The sequence below is a fragment of the Actinacidiphila alni genome (assembly GCF_900112845.1).
GTDB classification, from domain to species: Bacteria; Actinomycetota; Actinomycetes; order Streptomycetales; family Streptomycetaceae; genus Actinacidiphila; species Actinacidiphila alni.
Window position 1 is genome coordinate 68,407 of record NZ_FONG01000024.1, and the last position, 21,887, is coordinate 90,293.

The window sequence follows — 21,887 nt, forward strand, 5'->3', positions numbered from 1 at the left end:
GGGCCGGGCGCGCAAAGCGTGCCCGGCCCGTGACCGCTTCGCACCTCACTCGGCGGACGCGTCCGTCGCCTTCTTGCGCGGCGCGCTCTTGCGGGCGGCCGGCTTCTTCACTGCCCCGGCCTTGGCTTCCGGCGCGGCCTCGGGCGCGGGCACGGGCTCCGGCTCGACGGCCGCGGCGATCTCCACGACCTCGTCGGCCGCCTCGCCGCGCCAGTGGGCGACGGCGCCCTTGCCGCGTACGGCCAGCTCGTCGTACGTCTCGCGCGCCTTGACCGCGTACTCGGCGGCGCGGCCGACGCCCTGCAGCGCCAGGTCCTGCACCGATCCGCCGATCTTCTTCAGGTCGAGGTCGATGCCGGTGATCGTCTCGTTGAACTTCGTCTGCGCCTTGCTCGACGCGTCCTTCGCCTGCGCGGTGACCCGCTGCTGCACGTCCTTCGGGTCGGTGCCGCGGATCTTCTCGAACCGCTCCGGCGCCTGCTCCCGCAGCTTCTCCAGCAGCGCGGGCACCTCCCGCAGCTTCTCCGCCGCCAGGTCCGCCGTACCGGCGACCGCGTACAGCGGGGTCGGGTTGCGCAGGCTCTTCACAATGTCGTCGGTGATGGTCATGCCTCGGATTCCTCCCGTACGAGCGTCGGAGACGAATCCGCCTCGACGTTCTGCGTCTCTTCTTCCGTGTCCTTCGTGCCCTCGGCCGCCTTCGCGGCCTCGGCGGCGGCGTTCTCTTTCCTGAAGGACTCGTAGATCCGGATGAGGGCCTGCTTCTGCCGCTCGTCGATCGACGGGTCCGACATGATCGCCGCCGGTACCTCCAGCTCGTCCCGCTCCCGCGCGTCGAGCATCCCCGCCTGCACGTAGAGCGTCTCCGCCGAAATACGCAACGCCTTGGCCAGCTGCTGGAGGATCTCCGCACTAGGCTTCCGCAGCCCGCGCTCGATCTGGCTCAGATACGGATTCGACACACCGGCCGCCTCCGCCAACTGCCGCAGACTCAGCCGCGCGCCGCGCCGCTGCTCCCGCAGATACTCCCCGACGTTGCCCACCTTCAGCGAAGCCATGCCTCCACCGTGCACCACCCCGCTAACTTTTGCAAGCAGAGTGCTTGCAACTGTGTCAGCGGTCACCGCGGGGCCTCATGGTCCCGCGCGGGACCATGAGGCATGCGCTCCCCCGACGGCTGGCACCTGACCGACGACGTCGACGTGTTTCTCGGGCGGGCCGGGGACTTCCTGCGGTCGCGGGCCGCGCTGCACACCATGCAGGTGACGGCCGCGGAGGGGATACGGACGGGGATACGGACGGGCCGGGGGCGGGTGCGGGCCGGGTTCGGGTGGCTGGCGGAGGGCGGGGAGGTCGGCGGGGCGTTCGTCCGGGTCGGGGAGGGGCTGCTGGGGCTCACTCCGGTGAGCCCCGGACAGGCGGAGGCGCTGGCCGTACGGCTGGCCGGGGCCGGGCACCGCGTGCCGGGGGTCAGTGCCGGCGAAGGGGCGGCGGCCGCGTTCGCGACGGCGTGGGAGCGGCGGACCGGGGCGACGGCCGAATACCGGGGCCGGTTGCGGCTGTACCGGCTGGCCGGCCTCGTCGAGCCGCGGCCCGCACCGCCGGGACGGGCCCGGCACGCGGACGGCGCGGACCGTGACCGGCTCGTCGCGTGGTGCGCGGACTTCGCCGCGGCCGTCGGCGATCCCACCGTCGTGACCGCCGCCACCTGGGCCGGCACGCGCTTCGCCGCCAAACGTTTCACCTTCTGGCAGGCCCCGGACGGCTCCCCCGTCGCGCTCGCCGGGGCCACCGCGCCGGTCGCGGCCCACGTCCGTATCGACCCCGTCTACACCCCGCCCCACCTGCGCGGACACGGTTACGCGGCGGCCGTCACCGCCGCTGTGGCCCGTACCGCCCTGGCCGCGGGCGTCACCGATGTCGCGCTCTTCGCCGACCCCGCGAACGCCACCAGCAACGCCCTTTACCGCCGGCTCGGCTTCGTCCCGCTCACGGATGTCGCGCACTACGCGTTCACGCCGTGACGCGCGGCCGAGCCCCCGACGTGACCGGCGCCTCAGCCGGATACGGGAATCCGCGGGCACGGGGCCGGGTTGCCGCTGGTGGAACCGACAGAGGCGGAAAGAGGCGCGCATGAGTCTGCGACAGTACGAATACGCGCTGGCCGTGGCCGCGGAAGGGTCCGTGACGGCGGCGGCCGAGGTGCTGCGGGTGGCGCAGCCGTCGGTGTCGCAGCAGATCAAAGGGCTCGAACGGGACCTGGGCGTGGAGCTGTTCGTCCGGACACCGGCCGGGCTGGTGCCGACCGCGGTCGGGCGGGCGTTCCTCATCGAGGCGGAGGTCGCGGTGAACGCGGCCCGGCGGGCCCGGGCGACGGCGCGGGCCGGGGCCGACGACCTGGACGGCGAGCTGGTCGTCTCGGTGCAGATGGGCTTCGGTACGCGCCAATTGCCGCGTGCGCTGGGCGCGTTGCGGCGCCGCTTCCCGCGTCTTGAGGTCACCGTCTTCGAGGAGCCCAGCTCCGCCGAGCTGGACAAGCTGTGCAAGCGCGGCGTCCTGGACCTCGCGCTGATGGCGGCCTGCGAGCGTACGCCGGCCGACGCGCACCACCTCGGCGACGAGGAGTTCGTGGTCGTGCTGGGCGCCGGGCACCGGCAGCTCGCCGCCGAACGCGTCGACCTCAGCGCCCTGGAGGGCGAGCCGTGGGTACGGTTCGACCGGGACAGCGCGCTCGACGGCGTCCTGCTCAATGTGCTGCGGGACCAGGACCAGGACCGGGATCGGGATCCGGCGCCGGCCGCCGCCACGACGGCGGCCCGCGTGTCCCAGACGGCGACGGCCGTCCGCTGGGCCGCCCAGGGGCTGGGCGCCACCCTCGTCCCGGCCTCCGCCGTACCGCACGGCTACGAGCACCTGGTCCGGCCGGTGTTCCCCGCGGTGTCGCAGCCGGTCATCGCCGTGGTCCGGCAGGGCGCGGGACCGGCGGGCACCGCCCTGCTCGAACTGCTGCGGCAGCAGACGTGGGCGGAGCCCGAGGCCGTTTCCGTACCCGGGTCCGGGTCCGGGTCTGTGTCCGTGCCAGGGCCCGTATCCACGCCTGCCGCCTGACACTTGACGCCTGCGCCTGGTCGCGCGCCGTGAGCGCGCCGTCTGCGCGCCGTCAGCCGCGCGGGAACTCGCCGCCGTCCACGACCAGATTGCTGCCGGTCAGCCAGTCCGCGCGGCCCGACAGCAGGAACAGCACCGCGTCGGCGATGTCGTCGGGCCGGCCCTCGCGGCCCAGCGGCGGCGTGTCGTCGGCGTTGGTCTGGCCCGGCCCGACGGCCAGGCGTGCCCACTGCTCCCGGGTGGCCTCGCCGCCCGGGGTGGCGGTGCGGCCCGGCGTCACGGTGTTCACCCGCACCCCGAAGGGCGCCAGCTCCAGCGACAGGCCCCTGCTGTACGTCTCCAGGGCCGCCTTGGCCGCCACGTAGTGCAGGAACTGGCCGACCGGCGTGAGCACCGCGGCCGAGGACACGTGCACGATCGCCCCCGTACGGCGTTCCCGCATTCCCGGGGTCAGCAGCGCGTCCAGCCGCACCGAGGCGAGGAAATTCAGCTCCAGCGCATTCTTCCATTCCTCGGCCGGAATATCCGCGGCGCTCGCGTACGGCTGTGCGCCGCCCGCATTGTGCACGACGAGATCCACCCCGCCGAATTCCTTGTGCGCGGCCGCGGCGATCACCTCCGCCCCCTCCGCCGTCCGCACGTCCGCCGCCACGAAGCGCGCCCCCTCCGGCACCTCCGCCGCCCCCGACCTGGCCGTCGTCAACACCTCGACCCCGGCCCCCACCAGCTGCCGCACCACAGCGGCCCCGATCCCCCGCGACCCCCCGGTCACGAGCGCCCGCTTCCCGTCCAGCCCGCCCAGTCCGTCCAGCCCCGTCAATTCCCGCGCGAATTCCGTCATTTCCCGTTCCCGTCTCTCATTCCCACGACGACTTTCCGGTGCGCATCCGGTCGAGCGGTGTCACCGTACGCAGGGAAATACGGGCGGAGCAAAGACGAAAATTCACGGGGGGACATAGGGGCTGCCTATGGGGAGTGCCTACGGGCGCCGCACGGGTCCCGTCCACCCGCTGCGGGCGGCACATTCCAAGCAAGGGCTTGACATCAGGGCGGGGGCGCGGTCATATTCCAAGCATGTCCTTGGAAAGTGATCCGCGACGGATACGGCTGCTGGACGACCCGCTGGCGATCCGCGCGATGGCGCATCCGGTGCGGCTGGAGATTCACGCGCTGCTCGGGGAGGAAGGGCCGCTGACGGCGGCGGAGGCGGCGCGGCGGCTGGGGATCAGTCAGGCGCTGGCGTCGCACCATTTGCGGCAGTTGGCGAAGTACGACTTCGTGGAGCCGGCGCCGGGGAAGGACAACCGGGAGCGGCCGTGGCGGGTGGTGTCCACGTCGCAGACGTGGAGCAGGGCGGATCTGACGCCGGAGCGCGCGGCGGCGGTGAACGTCCTGGAACAGCTGATGGCCGAGCGGGCGCTCGACCAGTTGGCGAAGTGGCAGCAGCGGCGCCCGGCCGAGGAGCCGCGGTGGCGGGACAGCACCGGCATCGACCACACCGGGATCTACCTCACCGCCGAGGAACTCACCGAGGTGACCGGGCAGATCGCGGCACTGCTCCAGCGGTACGTGGACGAGCGGCCGATCGACGACAAGGCCGCGCGCCCGCCCGGCAGCCGGCACGTGCACTTCACGCAGATCGTCACCGTCGCGCCGCCAGTGCCTGAAGCCGTGCCTGAAGCCGTGCCTGGCGCCGCGCCCGAAGCCGGGGCCGAAGCCGACACCGACACCGACACCGACACCGAGGCCGACCCCAAGTCCGGTCCGGAGGACGGGCGGTGAGGGACCTGTGGGCGGTGCTCGCGCGGCGGCGCGACTACCGGCTGGTGCTGGGCGCCGGCCTCGTCTCGCTCACCGGCGACTGGCTGCTGCGCACCGGTCTGGCCTTCCACGTCTACGTACTGACCGGCTCGACGCTGTCCTCGGGCGGCCTGCTGCTGGCGTCGTTCGTACCGACGGTCGTCCTCGGCTCGTTCGCGGGGGTGTTCGCGGACCGCTGGGACCGGCGGCGCACCATGATCGTGCTGAATCTGCTCAACGCCGCCGTGCTGCTCCCGCTGTTCGCCGTGCGCGACGGGCGGACGATCGGCATCGCGTACGCCGTCGTCCTCGCGCAGAGCTGCCTCCAGCAGTTCTTCACGCCGGCCGAACAGGCGCTGATCCCTGCCCTGATCGAGCCCCGGCAGCTCATGACGGCGAACGCGCTGAACAGCCAGATCCGCGATGTCGCCCGGCTCGTCGGCGCCGCGCTCGGCGGTGTCCTGACCGCCGCGGGCGGCCTGTCCCTGCTGGCGACGGCGGACGCGGCCACCTTCGTCGTGGCGACGGTCCTGCTCCAGCGCGTACGGCACAGGTCGGAGCGGACGGCGTACCGTACGCGGACGGCGGCCAAGACCGTACAACCGGGGGCGGCCGTACGGCGGTTGGCCGCCGAGTGGCGGGACGGGCTCCGGCTGTGCGCGACGGGCGGCGCGATGCGGCTGCTGTTCGCCTTCGGGCTGGTGACGCAGGTCGGCGAGGGCCTGATGAGCACGCTCTTCGCGCCCTTCGTGAGCACCGAACTCGGCGGCAGCGCCCGCGTGTACGGCCTGATCGTCTCGTCCCAGGCGGTGGGCGGCATCGTCGGCGGCCTGGTCGCGGCGGCACTCGGCTCCCGGCTGCGCGCGGCCGCGATGTGGGGCGTCGGCTCCGTCCTGTTCGGCCTGGTCGACCTCACCCTCTTCTGCTATCCGCTGGTCTCCGACAGCCTGGTCCCCGCCTTCGTCTGCATGATCCTGGTCGGCGTGCCCGGCGCCTTCACCGTCGCCGGCTCCATGACCGTCCTCCAGCACCTCACCCACGACGCCTCCCGGGGCCGCGTCCTCGGCGCCCTCGGTGCGGCCGAGGGCGCCGCCGTCCTCCTCGGCATCACCACCGCCGGCCTCCTCGGCGACCGCCTCGGCACCATCCCCCTCCTCGCCCTCCAGGCCCTCGGCTACCTCGCGGGCGGCCTCGTCGTCCTCACCCACCACCCCCTCCTGACCGCCCCGCCCCCGTCCGTCCCCGCACCGGAAACACCCCCGGCCCGAACGGGAGCGGGAACGGCGGGCGGTGTCACGGGAGTTGCGGGGTGACGGCGATTCCGTACGGACGAGGGGACAACGACGTGGGCGTGGGCGTGGACGTGAGCGGACGGGCCGGGGCGTTCGGGCGGGTGGCCGGGGCGTATGCGGCGTATCGGCCGTCGTATCCGGCGGAGCTGTTCGCGGGGGTGGAGGAGCTGGCCGGGCGGGAGTTGCGGGGTGCGCGGGTGGCGGACGTGGGGGCCGGTACGGGGCTGGCGACGGCCCTGCTGCACGCGCGCGGGGCGCGGGTGGTGGGGGTGGAACCGGCTGCCGCGATGGCGGCGGAATTCCGGCGCGGGCTGCCCGGGGTGCCGGTCGTGCTCGGCAGTGGGGACCAACTGCCGCTCGCGGACGGGGCGTTCGACTTCGTGACGTACGCGCAGGCGTGGCACTGGACGGACCCGCGCCGGTCGGTGCCGGAGGCGCTGCGGGTGCTGCGGCCGGGCGGCGCGCTCGCGGTGTGGTGGAACGGCACGGACCGGTCGGTGCCGTGGGCGGCCGAGCAGGACGCCCGGCTGCGCCGGCTGTTCGGCGCGCCGGCTGCCCCGCCCGACCCCCGGTCCCGCTTCCACACCCTGCCCGGCGGCCTCGACTTCCGCCACCGGCAGGTCGGTTGGCGCAGGACCGTCCCGCTGGACACCCATCTCGCCTGCCTGGCCACGCAATCCGGCTTCGTCGTCCTCGGCGAGACCGCCACCGCACCGTTCCTGGCCGGTGAACGGCGGCGCCTGAAGGAGCTGTTCCCCGACGGGACGGTGGAGGAACCGTACGTGGTGAGCCTGGCCGTGGCGGTGCGGTAGGCGTTCAGCGCGCCAGGTCCGAGGGCGCGTCGAGGCGGGTCAATTTGTGCGGATTGGCGACGACTTGGACGCGGGTGACGCGGCCGTGCTCAACCGAGAGGGAGACGGCGGCGAGATAGCCGTCGCCCTCGACGCGGGCGGCGGGCGCGCCGTTGAGCCGGACCGGGGAGATCAGCCGGTCGGGCCGGTCGGCGCGGGCGAGCAGGGCGGCGACGGTGGCGGCGCCGCGGACCGGGGTGAGAGCGGCCGGCGTGAAGCCGCCGCCATCGGCGCCGAGGCCGCCCGTATCGCCGTCACCACCCTCACCACGACCCCGACGCGCGTCGCGCTGATCCGCCTGATGGCGTACGACCGGGCCGCGTACGGCCTGCTGACGGCCGCGCTGGCCGAGGTCGCCTGAGCCTCGGGTCACCGGGGTAGCCGGGGTAGCCCGGGTCCGTACGCGGCCGGACGGGCGCCGCGCCCACGTTCGGCGGCGGTCCGATTGCCGCGCCCCGGCCCGCGCCGGACGATCGTCGGAGCGGCGGCGCACGGCGTACGGACGCACAGGCGTACGGGCGTACGTCACGGGCGTCCGGACATACGGCACGGACGTACGGCACCGGCGTACGGGCGTACGGCAGACACGGCGGACGAAGGCGGGGCTGCGGGTGACGGCTCGGGACGGCGGACGCGCGGCCGGCCTCCGGGCCGGGCGGGGGGCCCGGTGAGCGCGCGGCGCCTCGCCGACCTCGGGCGGCCGCAGCGGCGCCGCGCGGTCGCGGCGACCGCGCTCCGCTGCGCGCTGGCCACCGCCGCGATCCTCGTCCTCTACTACTTCCTGCCGCTGACCGGCGGCCGGCCCGACGCGGCCGCGCTGCTGCGGCTGGTGATCGGCGCCGTGCTGTTCACCGCCGTCATGACGTACGAACTGCGCGCGCTGCTGCGCGCCGAGCTGCCGCAGTTGCGCGCCATGGAGGTGCTGGCGGTCGCGCTCGCCCTCTTCCTCGCGCTGTTCGCGGGCGCGTACGTCTGCCTCGCGGACCTCGATCCGGGCAGTTTCAGCGCGCCCGTGGACCGCACCGCGGGCCTGTACTTCGCGATCGTCACCCTCGGCACCGTCGGCTACGGCGACATCACCCCCGTCACCGACTTCGCCCGGGTCCTGGTCAGCGTCCAGGTCCTGATCGACCTCGCCTTCCTGGCCCTCCTCCTCCGCCTGGTCGTCGACCTGACCCGCCGCACCCTGCACCGCGACGCGGACCGCTGACGCCCGGACTCCCCCGGCACCCGGGCGCGCCCGAAGCCCGGAGCCGGGCGGCCCGGCTGCCGTACGCTGGCCGCATGGGGAAGGACGTGGGCGACCAGTTCGGCGTCGTCACGGCGTTGGTGCGGTCCGCCTTTCTGGTGGACGCGGTGTACGCGGACACGAGCCGCTCGTACGGGCTGACCGCGCAACAGGGCCAGCTGCTGTGCGTGCTGATGGGCCGGCCGCTCGGGATGGGCGAGCTGGGCGGCATCCTCGGGCTGGCGAAGTCGAGCCTGACGGGCCTGGTGGACCGCTGCACGCAGCGCGGCCTCGTACGGCGCGAGGCCGATCCGCGGGACGGCCGCGCGGTCCGGGTCGCGCTCACCGACGCGGGCGGCGCGCTGGTCGAGGAGTTCTACGCCGAGACCTGCCGCCGCGTCGAGGAACTGCCGTCCGGGCTGACGGCGGCCGAGCGGGACACCCTCGCGGACCTGCTCAGCCGTGTCGTCCGGGACAACAAGGTGCCTGACGTCTTCCTCGACGTGGACGAGGCACCGGCCGGCGCCTGACCCGCCGCCCTGTACGCCCCGTACGCCCCGTACGCCCCGTACGCCCCGTACGCCCCGTACGCCCCGTACGCCCCGACACGGTACGGGCTCAGGCCGTACCGAACAGCTCCGCGAAGCGCCCCACGAACAGATCCGCCCCCTTGTACGCCGCCACCCGCGGCGCCGGTACGGGCACGGCGCCGCCCGCGCCCCCTTCCGTGTCCGGCAGCTGACCGACTCCGCCGCCCGGGCCGAGCGGGAGCAGGGCGGACGGGACGGGCGACGGCAGATACGTGGCCGTGGCGCGCTCACCGCGCGCCTGGGCGAGGATGTTGCGCGCCACGACGTCGGCGTGCCGCATGGCGTGGCCCGCCATCTTGGCCTCGGCGACGTCGGTGAGGTCGCCGAGCGCGTAGACGTGCGCGTACGGGCCCGCGGGGCCGGTGACGTTGAGGGTGTCGGTGACCCTGACCTGGCCCTTGGGGGTGGGGAGGGTGAGGCGGCCGTCGCCGAGGTAGCCGCCGTTGACGCGGACGCCGTGGCAGCGGAACCAGATGTCGGCGGTGAGATCGGCGGTGAGGCCGGCGGTGAGATCGCCTACCGGCGTCGTCGGCACGGTGAACGTCTTCGCCCGGCCCGGCTCCCCCGGCGGCTGCTCGTCCAACCGGACGCCGAGCCGCAACTCGATGTCCAGCGCGGCCAGTTGACGCAGCAGATCGGCCCGCACCTCGGGCAGGAAACCGGGCAGCACCTCCGGCGCCGGGTCGACGATCACGATGCGCTTGGCGGGCCACACCGCCCTGATCTCACCGGCCAGTTCGAGCCCGACGGGGCCGGCACCCAGGATCAACACCCGCTCGGCGCCGGTCAGTTCGTCGTACGCGACGCGCAGCCTGCGCAGCGCCTCCGCCGAGGAGTCGGTCTCCGTCTTCGCGGGGAAGGCGTAGTCGGAGCCGGTGGCCAGGACGAGATAGTCGGCGTCGATCCGCCCGCCGGAGGCCAGCGTCACCCCGCCCGGGTCGACCGAGGACGCGCGCTCGCGCAGCACCCGGCCGCGGCTCAGCAGCCGGTCGTACGGGAAGAACATGTTCGCGGCCCAGTCCGGCCGGACCAGCGCGCGCAGCGCGCCCGCCGAGTGGACGAAGGCGTCCTTCGGCTCGATCAGCACGACGTCCGTCCCGCCGTCCAGGGCCTTCGCCACGGCGGCGCCGCCGTAGCCCCCGCCGACGACCGCGACCGTGGCACGGCCAGCGCTTACGTTTTCGCTTCCGCTTCCGCTTCCGTTCTCGGACATACGTATCCATCCCTCGCGTCATATCGACAGCAATATCGTTCGTTCTACGAACGATATTAGTTCGTAGAGCGAACCGCAAAGGTTTCTCGACGGCTCCCGGACGAGCTGCTTGACTCTGACGTCGGGGAAAACCCCAGCATCGGACGCGTGCCGGGCGAAGGGCCCGGTGCGAGGAGGGACGACGAGGAGCGGCCATGCGGGCGGAATCTGCGGGGCCCGGGCAGCCGGGTGAAGCCGGCGGGCCGTACGGGCCCGGTGAGCCGTACGGGCCCGGTCGACCGGGCGGATCCAGTGGACCGGGCGGACCCGGGGACGGGCTGATGGGCATCGGGGCCTTCGCCACCGCGGCCCGCCTGTCGCAGCGCGCGCTGCGGATCTACGACGAGCTGGGACTGCTGTCCCCCGCCCGCGTCGACCCGGCGACCGGCTACCGCTCGTACGCGCCCGCCCAACTGGAGAAGGCCCGCCTGGTGGCGTGGCTGCGCAGGCTCGGGATGCCGCTGGCCGGCATCCAGGAGGTCTGCGCCCAGGACGGCGCGGGGGCCGCCCGCTCGGTGGCCGCGTACTGGTCACAGGTCGAGGCCGACACCGCCGCCCGGCGGGACCTGGCCGCCTTCCTCGTCGATCACCTGAGCGTGTTCTGGAGGAACCCCGACATGTCAGCAGCCACCGCACCCCTCGGCATCCGTTACGCCGCCCTGACCGACGCGGGCCTGGTCCGCGAGAGCAACCAGGACACCGCCTACGCCGGCGCCCGCCTGCTCGCCGTCGCCGACGGCTTCGGCACCGGCGGCGCCCCCGCGGGCGCCGCCGCCGTCGACGCCCTCAAGCCGCTGGACACCGGCGCGGGCACCGCGCTGCCCGCGGGCGAGCTGCTCAACGCCCTGGAGGACGCCGTCCAGCAGGCCGGACGGGCGGTACGCGGCATCGCCGCCGCCGAGCAGGACCCCGGGCACGTCGGCACCACCCTCACCGCGATGCTCTGGACCGGCTCCCGGCTCGCCCTCGTCCACATCGGCGACTCCCGCGCGTATCTGCTGCGCGACGGCGGCTTCTTCCAGATCACGCAGGACCACACGATGGTCCAGTCGATGGTGGACGACGGCCGGCTCAGCGCGGCCGAGGCGGAGTCGCACCCGCAACGCTCCCTGCTGGTCAAGGCGCTGTCGGGTACGACTTCGGAGGCGGCGGACACGGGATCGGGGGCCGACATCCGGCTGCACGACGCGCGGCCCGGCGACCGTTTCCTGCTCTGCTCCGACGGCCTGTCCGCCGTCGTCCCGGCCGACGCCATCCGCACGGCGCTCGCGGCGGCCGGCGAACCGGAGGAGGCCGTACGGGCGCTGGTCGCGCTCGCCAACGGGTCCGGCGGCCCGGACAACGTCAGCGCCGTCGTCGCCGACGTCGTGGAGCTGCCAGCGTGAGGCGGCCTCGCGGCCGATCCGAGGGCGCCCGTTCCTGGTAGCGGCAGGGACAGGCCGGCGGCGGGCCCGGCCGGGCCCGCCGCCGTACGCTGGGGATCATGGCGACGGTGACGACGCTGGGCGAATTTCTGCGGGTGCGCCGGGAGCGGCTGCGCCCCGCGGACGTCGGCCTGCCGGAGGGCACCAGGCGCCGGGTGCCGGGGCTGCGGCGCGAGGAGGTCGCGCTGCTCGCCGGGATCAGCGTCGAGTACTACCTCCGCCTGGAACAGGGCCGCGACCGCAGCCCGTCGGACCAGGTGCTGGAGAGCATCGCCCGCGCGCTGCTGCTCGACGGTGACGCCGAACGCTATCTGCGGGAGCTGGCCAGACCGCCGCGTCCGGCCCGGCGCAGACCCGCACGGCCCGAGCGGGTGAGCGCGGGGGTGCGGAACCTGATCGATGGGTGGCCGACCACACCCGCGCTCGTGCACGGCCGGTACATGACGACGTTGGCCGCCAACTCCATGGCTGTGGCGCTGAGTCCGTACTTCGCGCCCGGTGTGAACACCCTGCGTGCCGCCTTCCTCGAACCCGGGCTGCGCGCGCTGTACCGGGACTGGGACGGCATGACCGCCAAGGCCGTCGCGTATCTGCGCTCGATGGCCGGCGGCGCGGGCGACGATCCGCGGCTGCTGGAGCTGATCGGTGAACTCAGCCTGCACAGCGAGCGGTTCCGCACGCTGTGGGCGCGGCAGGACGTGCAGCAGAAGACCAGCGGGGTCGCCCTGCTCCTGCACCCCCAGGTCGGGCCGCTCGACCTCCACTACGAGAAGCTCGCGCTGCCCGGGGCGCCCGGGCAGATGCTCATCACGTACCACGCGGACCCGGGCACCCCGTCCTCCGAAGCCCTCCACCTCCTCGCCCACCTCACCGACCGGTAAGTGGGTGCCCCTCAAGGGGCATCCCTCGTCCGCAGGAGGGGACCGTCGCCCGCGCGTGCGGGTAGAGGGGCGCCGGACGCGAGGTCCGAATGCTGCCAGCTTCGGGAGAAGGGCAACCGGAGACTGAGGGCATGACCTCAGTGAACGTGGGAACGGCGCCCGAGGCGCACCGTATAGAACCCGGCATCCTGTACTTCGGCACCCCGGTGGTGCTGCTGTCCACCGTGAACGAGGACGGCACCCCGAACCTGGCCCCGATGTCCTCGGTGTTCTGGCTCGGGTGGCGGGCCGTGCTCGGCCTGGGAGCACGGTCACAGACGGCACGGAACCTGGTGCGCGACGGAGCGGCCGTACTGAATCTGCCGGAGGACTCGATGGCGGCGGCCGTCGACCGGCTGGCGCTGACGACCGGGCGCGACCCGGTGCCGGAGGGCAAGAAGCGGCGCGGGTACCGGTACGAAGGGGACAAGTTCGGGCGGGCGGGCCTGACGCCGGTGCCGTCGGAGACGGTGGCGGCGCCGCGCGTCGCGGAGTGCCCGGTGGCGATGGAGGCCGTGCTGGAGGCCACGCACCCGCTGGCCGACGACGACCCGGAACAGCGCGGCGGCATCCTCGTGTTCGAAGTACGCGTCACCCGCGTCCTGGTGCACGACCGGATCCGCGCGGCCGGCACCCGCGACCGGATAGATCCGGACAAGTGGCGGCCCCTGCTGATGAGTTTCCAGCACTTCTACGGCCTCGGCCCCCGGCTGCACCCGTCCGCGCTGGCCACGATCCCCGAACGCCTCTACCGGGGACCCGACATCGAGCGCTCGCGCGCCGCCGCCGACGCCAACGCGGTGGTGACGGGGCGGTCTTGACACCCGGGTGCCGCCCGCAGAGCCTTGGGTGCGCACCGACGGCATCCGTTCGACTCCACGCAGTTCGTTCGAGACGCGGTGCCATCGGGGTGGGCACGGCGGGGGGTGAAGCCGCCGTGGCAGGGACGTGGATGTGGACGAGGAGGGGCCGTCATGCGCGGGCCAGACGCGTATCCGACCGTGTCAGGTGTCGCGGCGGCGGCCCGCGTACTGACCCGGCGGCACCCGGACCTGTGCCGGATGCGGCTGGCCGGTGAGTCGCGGGCGGGACGCCCGCTGTGGCTGCTGTCCGTCGGGCACGGCAGCCGGAACGTGCTGGTGGTGGCCGGCCCGCACCCGGACGAGCAGGCCGGCGGCGCGACCGCGCTGTGGCTGGCCGAGCACGCCGTCGCCGACCGGCAGCGGCAGGCCGACGCCGACCTGACCTGGCACTTCCTGCTCTGCCTCGACCCGGACGGCACCGTACTCAACGAGACGGGCCCGGCCGGGCCGCGGCCGCCCGCCGTCCACTACCGGCACACCTACCGGCCCGCCGCCGCCGAACAGCCCGAGTGGGCGGGCTCCTTCCGGGTCCCGGGCGACGAACTGCCCGAGACACACGCCCTGTTGGCCGTCATCGACGAACTCCGGCCGTTCCTCCAGTGCACCCTGCACGGCACGGACGTCGGCGGCAGTTGGGTACAGCTCACCGCCGATGTGCCAGGTCTCGCCGAGCCGTTCGGGAAATACGCCGCCGAACTCGACATACCGCTCCAGACCGGCACGTACGACGCACTGTACTGGACCGGCTCCGGGCCCGGCGTCTTCGTCCAGCCCGCCGCGGGCAAGCCGGAACGCTTCGCGAGCGAGCCCGAGAACGCGGCGGGCTCCACCTGGGGCCGCCCGCACCGCTACGGCGGGCTCACCGCCCTGGTCGAGGTCCCCATGTGGGCGACCCGGCGGGTCTGCGACCAGGATCCGCATCCCGACCCCGCGCAGGCCGTCACCGCGCTCGCCGCGCGGCTGCGCAAGGACGGCGCCGCCGCGTCCTCGGCGCTCGACCGCGCCTGGCGCCTGCTCTCGCCCGCCGCGACGGGCAGCGCGCTGCTGCGCGGCGTCGAACAGGCCGCCGGGGCGTTCGCCGGGCTCGCGGACGACTACGAGAATCTCGCCGACGACTCCCCTGTCCAGCTCACCATGGCGCACATCGCCGCGCTCGACATCGCCGCCCGGCGGATTCCGCTGCGCGCGTCCGGCATGCTTTTGCGTCTGCTCGACGAGGAGCGCAACGGGGAGGGGGATCCCTCCGGGGATCACGGCCGCCTGCGGGGGCGGCTGGAGCGGCGGATCGACGCCGGGGCTCGCGATTTGCTCGCCACCACCGATGCTCATTGGGTGCCGGTGGGTGACCAGGTCGAGCTCCAGGCCCGCACCGTCCTGGCGACGGTGGACCGCCTCACCTAGGGGCCCGGCCCCTAGCACCCGCACCCCTGCGGAAGAGGGTGCCCCATAGGGGCGCTGGGGGCACCTCCCAGCGGTAGCTGGGGGAGGAACTGCGCGAGCAACCCACCACCGGGCCGGTGGTCGCAAAACAAACAGCGTCTGCCCCGCTGGGGGCGGTCTTTCGCCTGAAGGCCCGCGCGGGCTGAGCGCGCAGTTCCCCGCGCCCCTGAAAGACCTCACTCGCCGCCAGACGAGAAGGCGCCGCCGCAGGCGGGGCAGGTGGGGAGGCGGGGGTGGCGTTGGAGGATGGGCTCGCCGAGGGCCATGAGGTTGATGCCGTAGCGGAAGCCGGGCCGCATGGGCGGGACGCCCGTGAGGAGGGCGAGGGCGGCGTGGGCGACGAGGGTCCCGGAGAGCCCCGCGGTCACAGCGCTCGCCGGATTCCACGCCATCCGAGGGGAAGCCGCCTCCTCGCTCTGGCCCGGCGCCAGCCGGAGGTCGCGGCGGGCGTCCTCGCCGATGCGCTGGCACTCCCAGCAGGGCCCGTCGCCGGGGACGTGGACGCCGGCGGTGACGAGCGGACCGCGGTAACCGCCCTCCACCCAGGGCAGGCCGAGGGCGAGGCAGACGCGGTTGGCCCAGCGCCGTATCGCGGGCGGCCGGTCGGCGCCGAGGACGAGCAGGTCGTACGGGGACGGGGCGCCGTCGGGCGCGAGGAGGGCGGCCAGCGCGCCGGGGCCGCGGATCTCGCGCCGCTCCCCGGTGACGGTGACATCGGAGTTGAGGGCCCGCAGCGCCGCGACGGCGGCGTCGGTCTTCGGGCGCCCGATGTCCGCCTCGCGGTAGAGCACCTGCCGGTTGAGGTTGGACAGTTCGACGACATCGGGGTCGACGACGTGGACGTGCCCGACGCCGGAGGCGACCAGTAACTGGGCCGCGACACCGCCCGTACCGCCGACGCCGAGCACGAGCACCCGGGCGCCGGCCAGCCGGAGTTGGGCGTCCCAGGGGGTGGCGCGCGGGCTGAGGTCCATCCAGCGCAGCAGCGCGACCCCGCGCGCGTACCGGATCCGGTCGCGTTCGGCGAGTCCGGCGGGCAGCGGCGCGGCGGCGTCGTCCACGAAACCCGCGTCCCGTAAGTCGGCCATCGCCGAGCCGACCGTCTCGGCGGGTAACGGTAACCGGGGGTGCGCGGCGGCGACTTCGGCGGCGATCTGGGCGGCCGTCCGCGTCCCGTCCATCGCCTCGGTCAGGGTCCAGACCCAGCCGTCCGGGTCCTCGATCTCGGCGCCGATCCCGTAGATCACGCTGCCGATCCGGACGTTGCCGTCGATCGTGCGATACGCCTGGTGTTCGGGTTTGATCCGCGGCCTCGACAATGCCTCGGATCCTTCGGTGTGCGGTGGTGCCGTCATCGACCGACCCCCTCGAACTCCGCCCGTACGCACGGGTACGTACGGGCCTTGACACTGTCGCCGGGCCGCCGGAGCCTTGGCAAGGTGCGGGGGATTCAGGGGACATAACGTTTCAACTCCTCTGCGCTGCACGGGGCTTGAGCAGTCAGGGACGGAGAGGAGTCAGCATGGCGGGCACCACCATCGTCATCCGGCCACTGAACAGGGAAGAGACCACCGGCGACAGCAACTCCAACGGCACGTGACGTCGGAGCCCGACGCCTATCCCAGCGTCGCGGAGGTCGCGGCGGCGGCCTCCGCGTTCGCGCGTTCGCGCCTCGTACCGCCGAGCACGCTGCGGGAGATCGGCAGGTCCCGGCAGGGCAGGCCGCTGCGCCTGCTCAGCGTGGGGCGCGGCAGGCGGCACATCCTGGTGGTCGCCGGGCCGCACTCCGACGAACGCGTCGGCCCCGCCACCGCGTTGCGGCTCGCGCACCGCGTCGCCGCCGACCCGGCCCTGCACGCCGGGGCCGACGCCTCCTGGCACTTCCTGCTCTGCCTCGACCCGGACGGCACCGTACGCAGCGAGGCCGGGCCCGCCGTACGGCGCACCCCCGCCGAGCACTTCCGGCACGCCTACCGGCCGCCCGCCGACGAACAGCCCGAGTGGGCGCCCTCGATCCGGCAGCCGGACGACCAACTCCCGGAGTCCCGGGCCCTGCTGGACCTGATCGACGAGCTGCGGCCCGAGCTGCAGTGCTCGTTGCACGGCAACGATCTCGGCGGCTCCTGGGTCCAACTCACCCGGGACATCCCCGGGTTGGCCGAACCGCTCGGCAAGCTCTCCGCCGAGCGGGACGTGCCCGTGCAGACCGGCACGTACGACGCGCTGTACTGGACGGTGTCCGGGCCCGGCGTCTACCTCATGCCGGCGCCGGGCCGACGCGCCCAGTTCGACAGCCTGCCCGAGGACGTCGGCCGCTCCACCTGGATCCACCCGCACCGGCACGGCGGGATGACCGCGCTCTTCGAAGTGCCCATGTGGGCGAGTCCCGATGTCGCCGACACCTCACCGCATCCCGAGCCCGGGCGGGCGCTGGCCGGTCTCGCCGCGCTGCTGCGGCAGCACGCCGACCGTACGGGTGCGCTGCTCGATCGCGTACGGCCCCTGGTGGCCGGCGATGGCCCGCTGACCCGGGTCGCCGAGGGCATGGCGCCCATCATGCGGAGTGTCGCCCACGACTGGGATCACCTGGATCCCTCTCCCGTGCCGCTCACCCGGGCACATCTGCACGCGCTCGACATCGCGGCTCGCCGTATCTCCCTGCGGGCGACGGGCACCCTTCTCCGTCTTCTCGACGGTCTCCCGTCCTCCTCCTCGGAGGCCGGCCTCCGCGCCGCCTGCGCGACCCAGCACTCCCTCTGGTCCACCGAGCTTGCCTCCGGCCATTCCCTGGCCTGGGTGCCCGTCCCCGTCCAGGTGGACCTCCAGTCCGAGACGGTCCTGGCCGCTTTTCGCCTTCTCGGCGAGTAGCCCGCTTTCGCGGAAGAGGGCGCCCGATAGGGGCGCGGGCCCTGTACCCGCACTGTGCGGAGGAGGTTGCCCGATAGGGGCGCGGGGAACTGCGCGCTCAACCCCCACCGGCCGGTGGTCGCGAAAACAACAGCGTCTGCCCCGCTGGGGGCGGTTTTTGACCCGCAGCCCCGCGCGGGCTGAGCGCGCAGTTCCCCGCGCCCCTATGGGGCACCCTCCTCCGCAGAGATCAGGCGCCGCTCTCCGCAGGAGAGAGTTCGGCGGCGACGAGTTCGGCGACCTGGACGGCGTTCAGCGCAGCGCCCTTGCGAAGGTTGTCGTTGGAGACGAAGAGGGCGAGCCCGTGGTCGACGGTCTCGTCGCGGCGGATGCGGCCGACGTAGGAGGGGTCGCGGCCGGCGGCCTGGAGAGGCGTCGGGATCTCCGAGAGTTCGACGCCGGGTGCGTCGCGCAACAGCTCGTAGGCCCGCTCGACACTGAGCGGACGCGCGAAGCGGGCGTTGAGCTGGAGGGAGTGCCCGGTGAAGACGGGCACGCGGACACAGGTCCCGGACACCTTCAGCTCCGGGATCTCCAGGATCTTGCGCGACTCGTGCCGCAGCTTCTGCTCCTCGTCCGTCTCGAAGCTGCCGTCGTCGACGATCGAGCCGGCGAGCGGCACGACGTTGTAGGCGATGGGCCGGGCGTAGACGGCGGGCTCGGGGAAGGCGACGGCGTCGCCGTCGAAGGTGAGCCGGTCGGCGGACTCGGTGACCTTGGCGGCCTGGCCGTGCAGCTCGGCGACGCCGGACAGGCCGGAGCCGGAGACGGCCTGGTAGGTGGTGGCGACCAGCGCGACGAGACCGGCTTCGGCGTGCAGGGCGCGCAGGACGGGCATCGCGGCCATGGTGGTGCAGTTCGGGTTGGCGATGATGCCCTTGGGGCGGTCCGCGATGGCGTGCGGGTTGACCTCGGAGACGACCAGCGGGACGTCGGGGTCGCGGCGCCAGGCGGAGGAGTTGTCGATGACGACGGGGCCCTGGGCGGCGACCTTCTCCGCGAGGGCGCGGGAGGTGGTGCCGCCGGCCGAGAAGAGCACGATGTCCAGGCCGGTGTAGTCGGCGGTGGCGGCGTCCTCGACGGTGATCTCGGTGTCCTGCCAGGGCAGGGTGCGCCCGGCAGAGCGGGCGGAGGCGAACAGCCGCAGCTCCGTCACCGGGAACGCGCGCTCGGCCAGCACCTTGCGCATGACCGATCCGACCTGTCCGGTCGCTCCGACGATTCCGATCCTCATCCGGCTTTCTCCGATCCGTTCCGTGTGGTGCCCGCCCGCGTGTCGAGTATCTCCCGGGGCGCGGGTGGGGCGGCGGGGCATTTCAGGTGACGAGACGCAGTGCGGCGCGGGCGCCGGTGACGACGTCGGCGGGCGCGGGCAGCAGCGGCAGCCGTACGTCGGGGGTGGGGATGCGGCCCTCGGCGTGGAGGACGGCCTTGATGACGGACGGGTTCGGGGCGCGGAAGAGGGCGGCGGCCAGGGCGGCGAGGCGGTGGCCGGACTCGCGTCCCCCGGTGGAGGCGCCGGTGGCGGCGGCCAGTTCGGCCCAGCGGGCGGTGGCCAGGTGCGCGGAGGCGAGGATGCCGCCGGCCGCGCCGAGGGCGAACAGGGCGGGCGCGAGGACGTCGTCGCCGGCGAGGATCTCGAAGCCGGCGGGGTGGTCGCCGAGCAGGGCGACGGTCTCGGCGTCGATGGCGCCGGTGGCGTACTTCACACCGGCGACGCCCGGCAGCGCGGCCAGTGCCCGCAGCGCGGCGGCGTCCAGCGGCTGCGCGGTGCGGTACGGCACGTGGTAGACGATCAGCGGTACGGGTCCGGCGGCGGCCAGCTGCTCGAAGTGGGCGAGCACCCCGGCCTCGCCAGGCCGGGTGAAGGCGGGCACGGTGGCCAGCACCGCGTCCGGGACGACGGCCGCGTCGGCGATCTCCCGCAGTTCCCGTACGGCCGCGGCCGTCGCGCCGCCCGCCGCGCCGAGCACGTACCGCGCGCCGTGTTCCCGGCACACCCGGCCGACGATCGCGGCGGCCTCGGCGCGCTCGGCCGGTTCCAGGGCGGCGGTCTCGGCGGTGGTGCCGAGCGCGACGAGCCCGGCGGCGCCGTCCCGCAGCACCTGGTGCGCGAGGGCTTCGTGCGCGTCGGCGGCGACCCGGCCCCGGGCGTCGAACGGCGTGATCAGCGGTACGAGGATCATGCCTGCGAGTCTCACCCGGGCGCACGACGAAGGTCCAGTTAATTGTCGTGCAGAGAACCGTTAAGCAGCACTACGCTCCCGCGCATGTACGAGATCTCCGCGGACCCGGCCCGCCTCGACGTCCCCCGTATCCACGACTGGCTCGCCAACGACTCCTACTGGGCGAAGGGCCGCACCCTCGCCACGCAGGAGGCCGCCATGGCCGGCTCCCTCAACTTCGGCGCCTACCACCCCGACACCGGCGCCCAGCACGCCTACGCCCGCGTCGTCACCGACCACGCCACCTTCGCCTACCTCTGCGACGTCTACGTCGACCCCGCCACCCGCGGCCAGGGCCTGGGCACCGCCCTGGTCACCGCCGTCCGCGACCACCTGGCCCCCTACGGCCTGCGCCGCATCCTCCTGGCCACCGACGACGCCCACGGCGTCTACGCCAAGGTCGGCTTCGAACCCCTGAAGTCCCCCGCCAACTGGATGGTCCTGGGCACCCACTGACCCCACCGCCTCACCGGCGTGCCAGTCCCCCGGCCGCCGCGACGAGGCCGGCCATCCCGACCACCACCGTCCCGGCCCGCGCCCGCCGCAACCGTTCCACCCGGTCCGCCGAGCGCGCGTAGCCGAGGAAGGGGACCTCCGCGGCCCTGGCCGCCGCCACGTCCGAGGGCGAGTCGCCGATCATCAGGCAGTCCGCGGGCCGTACGCCGACAGCGTCCATCGCGCGCAGCAGGCAGTCGGGGGCCGGTTTCATCAGCCGCGGATCACCCGGGTCGCGGCCGAAGACCCCGCCGTCGAAGAGGTCGTCGAGGCCCTGCTGCTTGAGGTAGATGCCCACCGCGGTGGGCGCGTTGTTGGTGGTGACGGCCAGCAGACGTCCGCTGTCGCGCACCGCTCTGACGAACGCGTCGGCGCCCGGGGTCGGCACGGCGCTGCCCGCGGCGGCCTCCTCGCCGACCGCGAGGATGTGCTCCAGTTCCGCCATGACGTCCCGGTCGCGGCCCGGGGCGAGCAGCCGGTGCGGGTCGTCGCCCGCGGCCGGTGCCGCGGGGTCCGCCGCCAGCCCGCGGGAGGCCAGATACCGCCGCATGTCGTACGCGATGTGCGCGGCCGGGCTGCCCCCGAAGAGTCTGCACACCGGCCCGTCGAAGTCGAGCAGGACGCAGACGGCCCGCTCCAGCAGCTCGGCCGGACCGGATGGCCGAAAACGATGGGGTGTCACCCCACGATTGTCCGTGGCGCCGCCGCCCTGCGGTCACCGGCCTCGCCCCACCGCGGTCTCACCCCTCGGCGGTCCGCGCCGCGCGGCCCTCGGGCGCCGCGGTCTCGAATACGTCCCGCACCGGCTGCCAGGTGACGATCACATGGCTGCCGGGGCTCTCCCGCCGCAGCGCGAGCATCCGCTCGCGGTCGTACGCGAAGCCGAGGAACGGGATGCCCGCCGCCGCGGCGGCCTCGGCGTCCATGGGCGAGTCCCCGATCATCAGGCAGTCCGCGGGCCGTACGTCGAGCTTCGTCACCGCGCGTAGAAGACAGCTCGGATCCGGCTTCATCAGCTGTGGGTCGCTGGGGTCGCGGCCGAAGACGTGCTCCTCGTCGAAGAAGTCGTGCAGCGACGTCAGATCGAGGTAACTGTGCACCGCGCCCGGGGAGTTGTTCGTGGTGATCGCCAGCCGCTTGCCGCGCCCGTACAGCTCCTTGACCACGAATTCGGCGTCCGTCGTGGGCTCGGCGCTCGCCGCCGCCAGCTTCTCCTGCGCGCTCAGCAGCGCTTCGAGCCCGGACGCGATCCGGGGGTCCCGGACCGCGCGCAGTATCCGGGCCGGATTGTCGCTGGCCGCCACCTCCGGGTCGCGGGGCGCCATGTCCCGCTCCGCCAGGTAGGCGTGCATCAGCTCGGCTATGCCGGCGGCCGGGTGTCTCAGGAAGAGGTCGCAGAGCGGGCCGTCGAAGTCGAACAGGAAGCACTCCGCCCGGCTGAGCAGGAGGTCCAGCTCGGCCCCGGGTGGCCCGGTGTACGCAGAAGTCACTC

At 73.9% G+C, this 21,887-nt stretch carries 23 protein-coding genes; 13 read left to right on the plus strand and 10 right to left on the minus strand.

Annotated features, from left to right (window positions below; genetic code table 11):
* Window positions 1-45: 45 nt before the first annotated feature.
* Window positions 46-609: a hypothetical protein gene (locus tag BM076_RS30150; RefSeq protein ID WP_093716907.1), complete on the minus strand. Its 564-nt coding sequence runs from the start codon at window positions 607-609 to the stop codon at window positions 46-48.
* Window positions 606-1,058: a helix-turn-helix domain-containing protein gene (locus BM076_RS30155; RefSeq protein ID WP_093716908.1), complete on the minus strand. Its 453-nt coding sequence runs from the start codon at window positions 1,056-1,058 to the stop codon at window positions 606-608. Before BM076_RS30155 ends, BM076_RS30150 begins: the two co-directional genes overlap by 4 nt.
* Window positions 1,059-1,160: 102 nt before the next feature.
* Here BM076_RS30155 and BM076_RS30160 point away from each other — a divergent pair, with 102 nt between their 5' ends.
* Complete coding sequence (locus BM076_RS30160) at window positions 1,161-2,024, plus strand: GNAT family N-acetyltransferase (protein WP_093716909.1); 864 nt, start codon at window positions 1,161-1,163, stop codon at window positions 2,022-2,024.
* Between the two features lie 109 nt (window positions 2,025-2,133).
* Window positions 2,134-3,108: a LysR family transcriptional regulator gene (locus BM076_RS30165; RefSeq protein WP_093716910.1), complete on the plus strand. Its 975-nt coding sequence runs from the start codon at window positions 2,134-2,136 to the stop codon at window positions 3,106-3,108.
* 52 nt (window positions 3,109-3,160) lie between these two features.
* On the opposite strand, the gene BM076_RS30170 is transcribed toward BM076_RS30165, so the two are convergent.
* Window positions 3,161-3,949 (minus strand): oxidoreductase, encoded by a 789-nt coding sequence (locus tag BM076_RS30170; RefSeq protein ID WP_093716911.1) that lies wholly within the window; start codon window positions 3,947-3,949, stop codon window positions 3,161-3,163.
* Window positions 3,950-4,182: 233 nt separating this feature from the next.
* Between BM076_RS30170 and BM076_RS30175 the strand changes: the two genes are divergently transcribed.
* From BM076_RS30175 to BM076_RS30185, 3 genes are read left to right on the plus strand one after another with little or no spacing between them, the layout of a single operon-like run.
* On the plus strand, window positions 4,183-4,890 hold the full coding sequence (locus BM076_RS30175; RefSeq protein WP_093716912.1) for a helix-turn-helix domain-containing protein: 708 nt from the start codon (window positions 4,183-4,185) through the stop codon (window positions 4,888-4,890).
* Window positions 4,887-6,221 (plus strand): MFS transporter, encoded by a 1,335-nt coding sequence (locus BM076_RS30180; protein ID WP_093716913.1) that lies wholly within the window; start codon window positions 4,887-4,889, stop codon window positions 6,219-6,221. The genes BM076_RS30175 and BM076_RS30180 overlap by 4 nt, the downstream gene beginning before the upstream one ends.
* Before the next feature lie 44 nt (window positions 6,222-6,265).
* On the plus strand, window positions 6,266-7,012 hold the full coding sequence (locus tag BM076_RS30185) for a class I SAM-dependent methyltransferase (protein ID WP_093716970.1): 747 nt from the start codon (window positions 6,266-6,268) through the stop codon (window positions 7,010-7,012).
* 4 nt (window positions 7,013-7,016) lie between these two features.
* On the opposite strand, the gene BM076_RS36255 is transcribed toward BM076_RS30185, so the two are convergent.
* Window positions 7,017-7,424 carry a sigma-70 family RNA polymerase sigma factor family protein gene (locus BM076_RS36255; protein ID WP_143120674.1) on the minus strand — a complete coding sequence of 136 codons (408 nt, stop codon included), beginning with the start codon at window positions 7,422-7,424 and terminating at the stop codon, window positions 7,017-7,019.
* Between the two features lie 294 nt (window positions 7,425-7,718).
* On the opposite strand from BM076_RS36255, the gene BM076_RS38075 reads away from it, so the two are divergent.
* Window positions 7,719-8,261 (plus strand): potassium channel family protein, encoded by a 543-nt coding sequence (locus BM076_RS38075; protein WP_093716915.1) that lies wholly within the window; start codon window positions 7,719-7,721, stop codon window positions 8,259-8,261.
* Between the two features lie 74 nt (window positions 8,262-8,335).
* On the plus strand, window positions 8,336-8,809 hold the full coding sequence (locus tag BM076_RS30200) for a MarR family winged helix-turn-helix transcriptional regulator (RefSeq protein WP_093716916.1): 474 nt from the start codon (window positions 8,336-8,338) through the stop codon (window positions 8,807-8,809).
* An 88-nt stretch (window positions 8,810-8,897) separates the two neighbouring features.
* Here the strand turns inward: BM076_RS30200 and BM076_RS30205 are convergent, their stop codons facing one another.
* Window positions 8,898-10,082, minus strand: coding sequence for an FAD-dependent oxidoreductase (locus BM076_RS30205; protein ID WP_093716917.1), 1,185 nt, complete (start codon window positions 10,080-10,082; stop codon window positions 8,898-8,900).
* 320 nt (window positions 10,083-10,402) lie between these two features.
* On the opposite strand from BM076_RS30205, the gene BM076_RS30210 reads away from it, so the two are divergent.
* The 4 genes from BM076_RS30210 (at window position 10,403) to BM076_RS30225 (ending at window position 14,729) form a co-directional block, all read left to right on the plus strand.
* The gene (locus BM076_RS30210) at window positions 10,403-11,506 is read left to right on the plus strand and encodes a MerR family transcriptional regulator (RefSeq protein ID WP_093716918.1); all 1,104 of its coding nucleotides are present in this window, start codon (window positions 10,403-10,405) and stop codon (window positions 11,504-11,506) included.
* A 98-nt stretch (window positions 11,507-11,604) separates the two neighbouring features.
* Window positions 11,605-12,426: a helix-turn-helix domain-containing protein gene (locus BM076_RS30215; RefSeq protein ID WP_093716919.1), complete on the plus strand. Its 822-nt coding sequence runs from the start codon at window positions 11,605-11,607 to the stop codon at window positions 12,424-12,426.
* A gap of 131 nt (window positions 12,427-12,557) precedes the next feature.
* A complete protein-coding gene (locus BM076_RS30220) occupies window positions 12,558-13,286 on the plus strand; it encodes a flavin reductase family protein (RefSeq protein WP_093716920.1) in 729 nt (242 codons plus the stop codon).
* A gap of 153 nt (window positions 13,287-13,439) precedes the next feature.
* Window positions 13,440-14,729: a M14 family zinc carboxypeptidase gene (locus BM076_RS30225; protein WP_093716921.1), complete on the plus strand. Its 1,290-nt coding sequence runs from the start codon at window positions 13,440-13,442 to the stop codon at window positions 14,727-14,729.
* Window positions 14,730-14,944: 215 nt separating this feature from the next.
* On the opposite strand, the gene BM076_RS30230 is transcribed toward BM076_RS30225, so the two are convergent.
* Complete coding sequence (locus BM076_RS30230) at window positions 14,945-16,072, minus strand: HesA/MoeB/ThiF family protein (protein ID WP_093716971.1); 1,128 nt, start codon at window positions 16,070-16,072, stop codon at window positions 14,945-14,947.
* 292 nt (window positions 16,073-16,364) lie between these two features.
* Between BM076_RS30230 and BM076_RS30235 the strand changes: the two genes are divergently transcribed.
* The gene (locus BM076_RS30235; RefSeq protein ID WP_093716922.1) at window positions 16,365-17,636 is read left to right on the plus strand and encodes a M14 family zinc carboxypeptidase; all 1,272 of its coding nucleotides are present in this window, start codon (window positions 16,365-16,367) and stop codon (window positions 17,634-17,636) included.
* Window positions 17,637-17,865: 229 nt separating this feature from the next.
* Here the strand turns inward: BM076_RS30235 and BM076_RS30240 are convergent, their stop codons facing one another.
* Entirely contained in the window at window positions 17,866-18,909 is a 1,044-nt protein-coding gene (locus BM076_RS30240; RefSeq protein WP_093716923.1) for an aspartate-semialdehyde dehydrogenase, read from the minus strand.
* 82 nt (window positions 18,910-18,991) lie between these two features.
* Window positions 18,992-19,861, minus strand: a complete 870-nt coding sequence (locus tag BM076_RS30245; RefSeq protein WP_177246687.1) for a dihydrodipicolinate synthase family protein — start codon at window positions 19,859-19,861, stop codon at window positions 18,992-18,994.
* Window positions 19,862-19,945: 84 nt separating this feature from the next.
* Between BM076_RS30245 and BM076_RS30250 the strand changes: the two genes are divergently transcribed.
* Entirely contained in the window at window positions 19,946-20,356 is a 411-nt protein-coding gene (locus tag BM076_RS30250; protein WP_093716925.1) for a GNAT family N-acetyltransferase, read from the plus strand.
* A gap of 10 nt (window positions 20,357-20,366) precedes the next feature.
* On the opposite strand, the gene BM076_RS30255 is transcribed toward BM076_RS30250, so the two are convergent.
* Together BM076_RS30255 and BM076_RS30260 are read right to left on the minus strand one after the other, a co-directional pair.
* Window positions 20,367-21,077 carry an HAD family hydrolase gene (locus BM076_RS30255; RefSeq protein ID WP_245796517.1) on the minus strand — a complete coding sequence of 237 codons (711 nt, stop codon included), beginning with the start codon at window positions 21,075-21,077 and terminating at the stop codon, window positions 20,367-20,369.
* Between the two features lie 58 nt (window positions 21,078-21,135).
* Window positions 21,136-21,885 carry an HAD family hydrolase gene (locus tag BM076_RS30260; protein ID WP_177246688.1) on the minus strand — a complete coding sequence of 250 codons (750 nt, stop codon included), beginning with the start codon at window positions 21,883-21,885 and terminating at the stop codon, window positions 21,136-21,138.
* Window positions 21,886-21,887: the final 2 nt, after the last annotated feature.